The 12,304-nt window shown below is 48.3% G+C and carries 1 protein-coding gene; it reads right to left on the bottom strand.

Annotated features, from left to right (window positions below; genetic code table 11):
• Window positions 1-25: 25 nt before the first annotated feature.
• Window positions 26-12,298 (bottom strand): SDR family NAD(P)-dependent oxidoreductase, encoded by a 12,273-nt coding sequence (locus MHB85_RS13055; protein ID WP_192136425.1) that lies wholly within the window; start codon window positions 12,296-12,298, stop codon window positions 26-28.
• Window positions 12,299-12,304 lie beyond the last annotated feature (6 nt).

Genomic DNA, 12,304 nt, shown 5'->3' with positions numbered 1-12,304 from the left:
TCATGAGCAACGCTTTTTTCTGATCTTATTTGATCTGGTTTTTGGAACTCTTGCGTGGGACTTTTGCTTTGGTGCTTTTTTTGAAGGATTGAATGTCTTTTTCCGTAACCCCTTCATTTGAATACAACTGCTTGCAGAAAGCACCTATTCGATCAGAGCTTGCGGGATTGGACAACAGTAACATATGGTTGGAAACATCGATGTCAAACATATTAAAATTCGGAATGTTCTCCGCCCATATGCTCCAATAGGTTGAGTTGTTCAGTTCGATGCAATCTTCATCTGTGACAAAGTAAGGCTCAAGTTCACCAAAGAAATGTCCGCTTTGATTGCGGAAATAATAACATGCCACAGCATCTCGATCTGCAAGCGATTGAACTTGGTACTGGTCTGCCTGATACGCCTGCTGAACCTTGACACATTGCTCAATGAGCTGCTGCAGATGCTTCTCATTTTTGAAAAGCCCTCTGGATTTCGCAATTTCTGTTAAGTGTTTAAGAAAATCCTCATTACTTAATTCCATATTGATTTCATCGCGGTGAATTAACGTGTCTGCAATTTTCTCCGGTTGATGAAGAATCGAAGACATTAGCGACATATTAACGGACTGTAAAATATAACCTTTGTCCGACGAAGTCATTTCGTCTTCATCAGAGAGATAGATCGAATCCAGCATCACCATGCTGTTCACCTGGTCACCCTGATTCTGAAGTAACCTGCACACCTCATATGCAATCAGGCCGCCAAGAGAATAACCACCGAGATCATACGGCCCTTCCGGCTGAACGGTTTTTATGACATGCACATAATACATCGCCATGCCTTCGATCCCATATAACGGAGAGCGGTCAGTCATCCAGCCTCTTGCCTGAATACCGTAGAAGGGTCGCGTACACCGGGATGCAATAACCTGATAACCTTCAACCCCACCCATTGCGGCATGAAACCAGAAGATGGGTCTGCCTTCAGAAGCATGATTCAGCCGAACAAGTTCGGGGAATTGTGGCCATGCCTTAGCAACCGACTTCAAAGAGCCATTTGTTTGCTCTTCCGGTCCGGTGACACTAAAACTTGTTGGCTTGCCCTGAAGCATAGGGGTCTGATTTAATCTGTCTGTCAGACTTGCTATGAGGTCTGCCAAAGTCAAACAATGTTGCAAATCTGCTGCATTGATTTCAGGATTCAGCTCGGTTTGCAATCGTTGAATGAACTGGATAAACACGATGGAGTCCATTCCATATTGCACAAGAGGTGTTTCTTCCTGAATCTCACCGCTTTCCAAGCCAAGCAGATTCAGGATGATGGCTGTGATCCTGTGTTCCAGTGATGTATTCCCGGCTACATCCACACCGGAATCAGGAGCCCCTTCCTCCAGGCTGGAAATGACCACAGATTTAGCATGAGTGTGAGTATGAGTAAGGTCAACCCAGCATCTTCTCTTTTCAAATGGATAACCAGGCAATGAAATGATTTGAGCAGGCTTTCCTTCATGCAGACCTTCCCATGAAACGTTGCCTCCTTTGGACCAATACAGTGCAATTTTATCAAGGCTGCCCTCAGCCATGAAAGCTCTCAATATTTTTTCGCCAGTCCTTCCTGACAACAGCTCCTTCACTGCCGAGTCTTCTTCTGCCCTTCCAGTAAACATCGGACAAGAATCGACCATGCTTTTATTTGCCTTTTCCGCTTTCAAAAACTTCTTCAGCCCGATAATGAGTTCTTTTTTATTACTCACAATTAGAGCCAAGCGTTCCGGCATCGCTTCTCTGCCCACTTGCAGCGTATACGCCACATCCCTCAAGCTCAGCTCGTTATTTAATATGACTGTATTCAGGAGTTGCTGTGCAGCGGCCTGCAAGCGTTCCTTGTTCAACGCCGACAGAATGACAACTTGGGCCACCGAATCTTCGCTCACTGCATCATTTTGCTCTGTTTCCGCGGCAACGTACTCTTCGATGACCACATGTGCATTTGTCCCACTGATGCCTGTGGTGCTAATCGCTCCCATCCTTGATGCATTCAACGGCATTCTCCACGGTCTGTTTTCTTTATTGATAATGAGGTTGCTGCCCATGCTCATGTTGATATGCCGATTAGGCTCTTCATAGGAATGCACAGCGGGAATTGTTCTATGCCTCATGGCCATCAACATCGTTATAAGGCTAACCAAACCGGATGCCGCAAAGGTATGTCCGATTAAAGGTTTTACGGAGCCAATCGCCACGGATATATCCTGATTGTTGTAAGAACCATATACGTTGGATAATGCCTGCATCTCAATTGCATCTCCTATCGGTGATCCCACACTTTGCGACATGATGAACTGCACGCTGCGTGGATCAATCCGATACCGTTTGTACACCATTTTCATCAACGCTGCCTGTGACTCAGGATCAGGCGCGGTCAATCCATTGGTTCGTCCGCTATAATTAACACCACTGCCTCTAATTGTGCCATAAATATGATCTCCGTCCTGAATGGCCTGTTTCAAAGGTTTGAGCATCAACGCGGTCACAGCCTCACCAGGCACCATTCCGTTAGCACGTTCGTCAAATACGCGGCACTGGCCGTCGGGGGATAACATGCCTGCCCGATGGAGAGCTGTGTGCAGCATGGGAGACAGTATCAGACTCACTGCCCCGGCCAAGGCTGTGTCGCACTCTCCGCTTCTTAACGCTTGACACGCTTGATGAAGAGCTACCAGCCCTGAAGAACATGCGGCGGTGATCGCCATATTGGGCCCTTTCAGATCCAGAACATAGGCAATACGGGCCGCAAGTGTGGCATTTTGATTACCGTTAATCGATCCTTTTTCTGCTGTCAAATAACCATACTCGCCTTCTTCAACCCCAACATATACACCACAATTCTGACCACGAATACGATCCCCCATATAACCGGCATCCTCCAGAGCATGCCATGCCTCTTCCAGGAATAGACGTTGTCTGGGGTCCATCATCGCTGCTTCATTCGGTGAAATATGGAAAAACATTGGATCAAAGCGATCAATATCCGCCAAATAACCTCCCCATGCAGGAATACCAGCATTCTCATCGGTTACATCCTTCCCGCCTTCTGAGGTCCAACGACTGCGGGGCAATCTCGATATACAGGAAGAACCTGATTCAACATTTGTCCACAAATCCTCGATGGTGCCTGCCTGCGGAAACCTTCCGCTCATGCCGATGATGGCTATAGGCTCTTCCCTGTGAAGTTCGGAAGGCTCAGGGACAGGATGCTCCATTGGTCCGTCAAGCTGCTCCATTACAGATGGATTGGTGTTTCTATCTGTATGAGAGTGATCTTGTATTGGTGTTGGATATGCGGTTGACATCATGCTGTACCTTGCTTCCATTTCTTCGGAAAAGGATGTGATCAGATGCTGAGAAAGTTTGTTCAGGGTGGAATGTGCAAAAAAGACGGTCGGCGACAATTCAAGCCGGAATTGCTGGCTCATAAGCTCAGCGAATTCTGCTAGACTGATCGAATCAAAACCATAATCCGCCAGATTCCGGTCCGGGTCCAACTTGGTTGCTTCCATTTTCAACAGTTGAGCAGCCCAGCCTCTCAGTTCTTGTTCTAGACATTCCTGTAAAGTCTTGCCTAATGGTGAATGTGAATTCCTTACCTGGGCCTGATCCTGATTTCTCGCTTTCGTGCGCAATCCAGGGGAAGACTGCTTGGAAGCCGGCATGTCCAAGCCCAAAAAACGATGTATCCGGCTTGGCCTTCCTGCTAGAGCAAGCTGATGTGTACCGGATTGTCTGATCGCCTGATCAAAAAAAGCGATCCCCTCATCCTTTTCCAGAAAACGCAATCCACTTGTTCTCAGATACATGTCCGTACCTTCTGACGTCCTGGAGCCCATTCCGCCTTCTCTCCAAAGTGGCCATAAAATGGCGATTGTACGAATATTCTGATCCTGCATCTGGGCGTACGCCATCTGAAAACGATTGGCCACTGCGTAGTCACAGGAACCAAAGTCCCCCAGCAGCGCCGACGAGGATGAAAAATAACAGCGAAAAGCCAGAGGTTCGTTTTGCAATGCTTCATCCATCACAAGTAATCCTTTAACCTTGGGACGTAACACTCGTTCGAATGCTTGTACGCTTTTGGACAGAAGGGTTTCCTGACTTTCCATTCCGGCGGCATGGATCCATCCGTGGATATCGCCACATTGCATTTTGGCGGATTGCAGAGCCGTTGTTACTTCTGCCGCTTCACTCACATCTGCCTGAACATATATGACCTGACTGCCATTTTTTCCAAGGTCCTTGAGCAATTGCCTGTTCAGCTCATCCAGCGGAGATCGCCCCATCAAAACAAGATTGATTCCCTTTGAAGCCCAGACTTTTGCGAAAATAACACCCAATCCGCCAAGTCCACCTGTAATCAATACAGTCTGTCCAGGCTTCGGATAACGGGTATACTCATCAGCATGTTTCGTTAAATCAACTTGCTTCATTCGACTTACCAAACGACGTCCTTGCTCAAAACGAACACTTTGTGGCGATTCCGATAAAAGTTCATCCCACAGCAGGTTCGACAGGTCCGCAAATGCCAACATATCCGAGTTCTGTCGTGCCTGCGAGCTGCATACGGTTAGTTTCGTCTTCTTCATACTCAGACCTATTGAACGTTCAAAGCCAATCCATGAGTCGAGGTAACACTGATCCAGCGCAGTGGCATGTTCACCAGCCAATAAAATACGTTTGGGATGTATATTCTCCATAACCATCGCTTGAATCATGTGTACAATCGGACTTGTATCACGTAAATATTGGGCATCATCCAACGGCCACAGATACAGAACCGCATCAATATGATCTCCTTGCTTGGCGATCATACGAAATTGCTGACAGTATGCTTCCCGATCCATTTCCCCGGCCTCCGGGCCTGCCTCTTCAACAAAATAGACCTCGGTATTCGGACTGCGGCGAGCCAACATTTCGCGAATGATAGACTGTTTGTTTTTATCCGATAACAGACATATCAGTCCCCTGACATCTTCTCTCGCCAGCTTGGCCGAATCTGAGTCAAGACGAGAGGATTCTTCCCAAATTTCCTGAAAAGAAAGCAGTTCCGTTGCTTCTTCCGATGGTATGTGCTGACTCTCAGAACCAAATTGTTGTCTTTCGGCCGGGGAACCCGATTCGAATTTTTGGACGGACTGATACGACACCCAATACTTTTCCTTGGCAAATGGATACGTGGGCAAGCTTAACCTGGAAGGTTTATCTGGATCATCTTTATATAAATGCTCCCAACGAACCGGATATCCCTTGGTCCACAGATCCAGCACCTTTCCATAGGATCCGTTTTGCAGCCATTGGTTTACGATTTCCTCTGTGCCTTCGTCCATGTTAAACCGTAATGCTTCACTGCCACCATGCAGACTCGCTTGGTACATTAAACCTTCTGGTAGTTGTTTCATGCCTTCATCCAGTGCTACGCTAAGCTTTTCCTTTAGATCGGCGATGCTGGAAGTCAGCACACCCAACCGCTCCTCCATTGCATTACGTCCCACTTGTAACGTATAGGCCAGATCGCGGAGATCAGCATCCATATATGAATTGTACTGCAATCCCTTCAGCAACAAACGAACCTGCTCCTGAAGCTCACCTTTATTCCGTGCAGACAGAACAATCATTTCCGGATATTCAGGTGCCGCTGAGTGATCCGCCTCTTTTTTATCCAATTTTCCCGTATACTCTTCAAGAATGACGTGAGCATTGGAACCACCAAAACCAAACGAACTGACCCCCGCTCGTCTTGGCATCACCTTTCCGTCCGCATTTGTAATCGGCTTCCATTCTTGGAGATCACGAACAAGGTAGAACGGACTGTCCTCTAGTTGCACGTAGGGATTCACTTCATCCAGATGGAGATTTGGAGCCAGTTTTTGATGTTTTAATTGCAGCAGCACTTTGATTACACCTGCAATGCCAGCAGCCATCTCCAAGTGCCCTATATTGCTTTTTACCGAGCCTAGTCCGCAATGCGCCTCACCCATTTGGCTATCCCCTGTGTGTTCATACAGATTCCTAAACGTCGCTTTAAGCGCATTGACCTCGATCGGATCGCCCAAAGGAGTGCCTGTGCCGTGTGTTTCGATATAACCTACCGTTCTCGGATCAATTCCTGCTTTTTGGTACGCTTCGAATAACAATTCCGTCTGAGCTTTGGGGTTGGGTGCCGTTAATGAATTGGCGCGACCCCCATGGTTTTCGTTTGTTCCACGGATAACGGCATAGATATGATCTCCTGCTTCCTCGGCATCCTTGAGCGGTTTGATCATCAACATGCCGACCCCTTCACTTCGAACATATCCATCAGCCTGAGCGGAGAACGTTTTACACCGACCATCACTGCTCAACATACCTGCCTTAGTTAAGCTTATATATCCTTCGGGTGTCAAAATGGTATTAATACCGCCTACAACGGCTGCATTGCAATCCCCGTTCCTCATCGCCGTGACTGCGCGATGGATCGCAACCAGCGAACTGGAGCATGCGGTTTCAATCGGCTCGCTCGGGCCATGGACGTTAAGAAAATAACTCATCCGGTTCGGTCCAACCGAAGGTACAATTCCCGTAGACGTATAGCTATCCAGAGCCATACCTGAAGACGCGATGAGATTGCTGTATCCCGTACCAGCCGTTCCCACAAATATGCCCAGCTTGCTGCCAGAAAGGCTTTGCGGAGCATATCCGGCGTCTTCAATCGCTTTCCACACATACAACATTAGCAGCCGCTGCTGCGGGTCCATAAGTTCCGCCTCACGGGGAGAAATACCAAAGAATCCGGGATCAAATTGATCCACACCCTCAATAAACCCTCCCCAGATCTTGTCAAGCTCCCCAGTCTCGTTAAAAGAATCCCTTTGATTGGCATACTTTTCCCGCCGAGACCGAGGAATTTCCGTAATGCAATCCCGCTGGGCTGCCAGATTGTCCCACAGCTCGTCCGGGTCAGCAGCCTTCGGGAAAATACCGCTCATGCCTACGATGGCAATGCCTTGATCCTCCATGACGTTCGTTGGTTTCATCCTTCCCACGTCCGAGGCATGTTTACTTGCAAATCGTCGGAAAACAAGAGGTTCAGCTCGTTCAGTCCCACTCTTCGCTTGTGTGGAAACCATCTGGGATGAGAATCTCGTCAAAAATTGTTGTTGGTAGGTACGTGTTACATATTGCGAGAAGGCTTGCAGCGTCGAATATTCAAAAAACAGTGCCGGGGTAAGACTCATGTTGAAATTCTCGTTAAGTGTGTTGGTCAGTTCCGTCAGCATGATGGAATCAAGTCCATACTCCCCAAGTTCAACCTCGGGATCAATTTGTGTAACCTGCACCTTAAGAAGTGACGAAATCATGGAAGCCATCGTTTCCCTGACCTTATGTTCAAGCCAGGCTGTATCCGTCTGTTCCTCTGGGATTGCTGGCTCCCCCGCATTCCGTGAGTCAAGAGCATCGGGGGAAGACAAAAACTTCTGTCTCAATCGGGTCACTTCACCTGCCGCAACCAGTACCTGACTTCTTCCACTTGCCAATGCCTGATACAAGGCTGCCGTTCCTTCTTCTTCACGCAGAGGGTGCATGCCCGTCTGTTTTTTCAAATTGCGTAATTGGTGTTCATTGATCTGCATGCCTCCCGATTCCCAAAGAGGCCAGTTCACCGATAACGTTTGTCCGGTCCGCTCTCCTCGTTGGACAAGCGTATTGCGATAAGCAGCATAACGATCCATGAAAGCATTGGCTGCTGCGTAGTCTGCCTGTCCAATGTTACCTGTCACGCCTGTACCGGAAGAAAATAAAATCATGACATCCAGATCATCCCTCCGTGTTGCTTCATCCAGATAAACCGTCCCTGCAACTTTGGATGCCAACACCTCTCTGCATTCTGCACCTGTTTTATTTTCAAGCAGACGGTCCCGGGTAATGCCAGCGCCATGCAAAATCCCGTTCACTTTCCCATACGTATGACGGACCATCGCCAGCACTGTCTGAACATTCTCTCCATCCGCTACATCCATGGTCAAATATTGAATGTGGGCGGGCAGTTCCTGTATCCTCTGCCTGACGGCAGTTGGCAACGCTGGAGACCTGCCTGTCAAAATAATCGTTGTCCCGGTCGCCTTGAGTGCGATCTCCTGTGCAAAGATGGCTCCAAGACCACCGCCGCCTCCAGTAATCACGTATACGCCCCCGTCTTGCCACGGATGGGCTGGCAGATGCTCATGGCCATCCCGATTCGAACGCTCACCGATGGAACTCACTGCCTCGGCGGATACGTCCTGAACAAGTTCTTTCCATGATGCACGGTACAGTTGATTCTCCATATATCGCAAGTGATCCTCATTCGGCAAATTTGCACAGGACTTAAGCCGTTCCAGCCATTGTTCCAGTGAAGTATCACGCTGCATTTCAATAAGCTGGCAGCGCACCTGCGGATGTTCAAGCTGAACGGTACGAAGCAGACCAGACAGCCCTGTACAGAGTCTGGATTGTTCTGCATCATCAGGTATGACAACCTGAATGAATTTGCTTCCTTCATGACGGAGGCTCTCACCATCTTTGAACTGCTCCAGCAGGGCAAGCACATATGCTTCGTAACGCTCTGCAAGGGTCCCTGCTGAACCGAGTTGTATCAGGGAAACCCCTGGCATTTCCTGTTTCAACATTTCGGTCATCGTGAAATTTGTCAACTCACCACACAGAATAATCCGGTGTTCGCTGTAGGAAACCGGTACGGAAGAAGACATGCGGTTGGGGACCGTTTCCCAGTATGGCTCCAGAAGGATTACGCCTTCTACCTCGGGCACACTCACGGTGACTTGTTCCATCCAGACCAGAACCTGACCAGCATCATTGGCTATGGCTACGTCCAGTCTGAGATCGGATCTAACCGCTCCAGTCGAGTCATGATGTGGCGCCGTGCCCAGGCGAATCCATACCCAAACAGGTTGTCCATCCTGCACAACCTCCAAGGAATGGACTGATTTTAATGTAAACGCTCCCCCGAGGTTCACTTGACCCTGCTGCCCACAAAGTTCACACATTCCAACTTGAATGGCGTCATTCAGCATTTCCGGGTCAATGATCATGTTCGTAGATCTTGTAGTTTCTACGGAACTGGAGATGTGCAGCAGCACTTCTCCATTCCCCTTATAACTTTGTTTCACACGGCCCGTCGTCTGCCCGCCAGACCATGCATTATCTGCATCCGATGTAGCTGGGTTGGAATCCAACTCACACCGTTTACGTACAGCTTGCAAGTCAAACCTTGTTAGGTCATAGGCAGAGCTTTCCAGTCTGGAGACTCTTCCCGACGTTAATAACTGCCGTCCCTTGTTGTTGCCTGCACTGCTGATTTCGAAAAAAAGTTCTTCCTGATCTTCTTCAGGGTAAATCTCAATTTGAATCTGTAATGGAAACTCCGTGTTCAGGGTGTTTGTGTCATGTTGCACCCACCTCACATCGGATAATCTGAGCTCCATCACCGATTGCCCATCCCCGTCTGATGACTCCATGGCATGCTGCGCCGCCACACGAGCCATTTCCATACAGGCTACATCGGGAAAAGTCCGTTTGTCCGATGTAGCAGAAGTTTGCAAAAATGACTCGGTTCCAGTAAAAATAGAGCCATAGCGCTGTGAGTATAAATTGGAAATGTTACTGTGTACAAGGGGATGCAGAACCCCTGCCCAGTTCGAATATTCATCTTCGAATGGCCGCGGCATTCGGGAATCCGGGATAGGAACCCAATACTTCTCTTGGGCAAACGGATACGTTGGCAGACTGATTCTGGCTGGTTTCTTCCCATCATACAGGGCTGACCATTGGACAATGAACCCTTTTGTCCAGATCTCTGCGACTTTGCCCAGCTTGCCACGCAGGTACCACTTATGGACCAGATCCTGCATTTCCTCATCTTCTGTTAGTGACAGGAGTGTATCCTTGCGTTTGGCTTGCCCTCTGTAGGTTTCAATCCCGTCATGACCTGTGACTGTTCCTTCATGCATGTAATGTGTCAGGCCAGTCTCCAATTCAGCCATAGTTCCCACAATCAGTGCCAATCGCTCCTCCATAGGCTCGCGTCCGATCTGTAACGTATAGGCCATATTAGCCAAATCGTTCTCTGCATACTTTCCTTCACGCAAGGCCAGAAGCAATTGATTCACTTGTTCACGCAATCGTGCTTCGTTTCTGGCCGACAACACTACGATCGCAGGGTGCTGTCCGGGGATTGCTGTTGTATTTTTTTCATGATTCTCCCGATTCGGAATATACTCTTCCAAAATGATATGTGCGTTCACGCCGCCAAAACCAAAGGAGCTCACGCCCGCACGTCTAGGCATTTCCCTGCCATCGCTATCTCTCGGGACAGCCCACTCTCTTGTTTCCCGCACAATATAAAACGGGCTGTTGTCCAATTGGACATAGGGGTTAATATGATCCAGATGCAAGCCTGGCACGAGCTTACGATGCTTCATCTGAAGCAATACCTTCATGACACCCGCCACACCAGCAGCCATCTCAAGGTGTCCAATATGAGACTTTACAGAACCCAAACCGCAATGCGGTGTTCCAAGCGGTTCATCTCCTGATTGACGAGCCAGCTCTTTAAAAGCGGCCTTCAGCCCGTTCACTTCAATGGGGTCACCCAGAGGTGTCCCCGTTCCATGGATTTCGATATAACCGACGGTTCTTGGATCAATATCGGCTTTGCGATAGGCCTGGATCAATAGGTCAGCCTGTGCTTTTGGATTGGGTGCCGTTAAGGAGTTAGCCCGTCCACCATGGTTCTGGCTTGTACCCCGAATCAGTCCATAGATGTGATCTCCCGCTTGTTCTGCATCTTTCACCCGCTTTAGCATCAGCATGCCGACACCTTCACCGCGAACATACCCATCAGCCTGTTCGGAAAAGGTTTTGCAACGTCCGTCTTCACTCAGCATCCCAGCACGGTTAAAGCTGATATGTCCTTCCGGGGTCAGGATGGTATTAATACCGCCAACGATGGCTGCATCACAATCCCCATTTCTCATCGCTGTTACTGCACGGTGGATGGCAACTAGCGAGCTTGAACAAGCCGTCTCTATCGGTTCACTTGGACCATGTACATTCAGAAAATAGCTCATTCGATTAGGTCCTACGGATGGAACAATTCCGGTTGAGCTATACCCCTCAATAGCCATTCCGGAACGGGAAATCAGACTGCTGTATCCCGTTCCGGAGGTGCCTACGAATATACCCAGGTTACTTCCAGACAAGCTTTGAGCAGCATAGCCCGCATCCTCAATGGTCTTCCATACATAGAGCATTAGCAGACGCTGCTGTGGGTCCATAAGTTCCGCTTCCCGCGGGGAGATGCCAAAAAATGAAGGATCGAATTCATCCACCCCATCTATAAATCCGCCCCATTTAATGTTGGTTTTATTCGATTCCTTTAGGGGATCTCCATAAATGGACTTCCAATCCCAGCGTGACAATGGAATCTCGGTGATACAATCTCTTCCTTCGATTAAATTTTCCCACAGCGCATCCATATCCTTTGCCATCGGAAACCTTCCTGTCATGCCTACGATCGCAACAGGTTCAAACGTTGTTATCGCCTTATCTGCTCGCTGAAGGGTTCGAGATTGGCTTTCCTGAGATCGCGGGCTGGTATCTCTCATCAGACGGGAGTTTCCATGCTTGGCGTTTTCCTGAGCTTTATGAAAGCTCTCATCATTTACGGAAGTTCCAGCATTCTCAGAAGTCTCAGCGTTCTCATCATGGTGAGCCATTTCGAAATTCTCGGATGACTTAAATCTGTTCTTCATTGTGGATTCAGATGAAATATGTGTTTTCTGGACATCTCTTGCCTCGGCAGGAGATGTCCACAGTTCTGCAAATTGATCAACATAGGTTTCCAAAGCATAGTCTGTAAATTGCGCTAAAGTTGAATGTTCAAAAAAAACGGCCGGCGTCAGATTCAGTCTGTAGTTCTTGTTCAGGGAGTTGCTCAGTTCGGTTAACATAATGGAATCAAATCCATACTCACTGAGCTCCACATCGGCTTCAATTTCCTCCGGTCGTACCTTCAATTGATCAGCTACAGCCTTAGTCAACATTCGGCGTGTCTTTTCATGTAACTCGGTATTAGCCTGAAGCGTATTCCCGGATTCCTGAGACTCGCCGGAAGTCTGGCTGTGTTGATTTTGCGCCATTAAAGAGGTTAGTTGATTGGCAGCATCTTGCGGATTTAGTTTACGTGTTCTGATATCATTGTATATTTGATACAAGTCGTCTTTCATCCGATC

This window comes from Paenibacillus sp. FSL K6-4396, from assembly GCF_038002525.1.
Taxonomy (GTDB): domain Bacteria; phylum Bacillota; class Bacilli; order Paenibacillales; family Paenibacillaceae; genus Paenibacillus; species Paenibacillus amylolyticus_B.
The sequence above is the reverse complement of the archived record's forward strand: the minus strand, read 5'-3'. Positions and strand labels throughout refer to the sequence as shown.

Bases quoted from the DNA above. Each gene is read 5' to 3' on its own strand.
- MHB85_RS13055 (WP_192136425.1), bottom strand. From the start codon at position 12,298: ATGAAAGACGACTTGTATCAAATATACAATGATATCAGAACACGTAAA.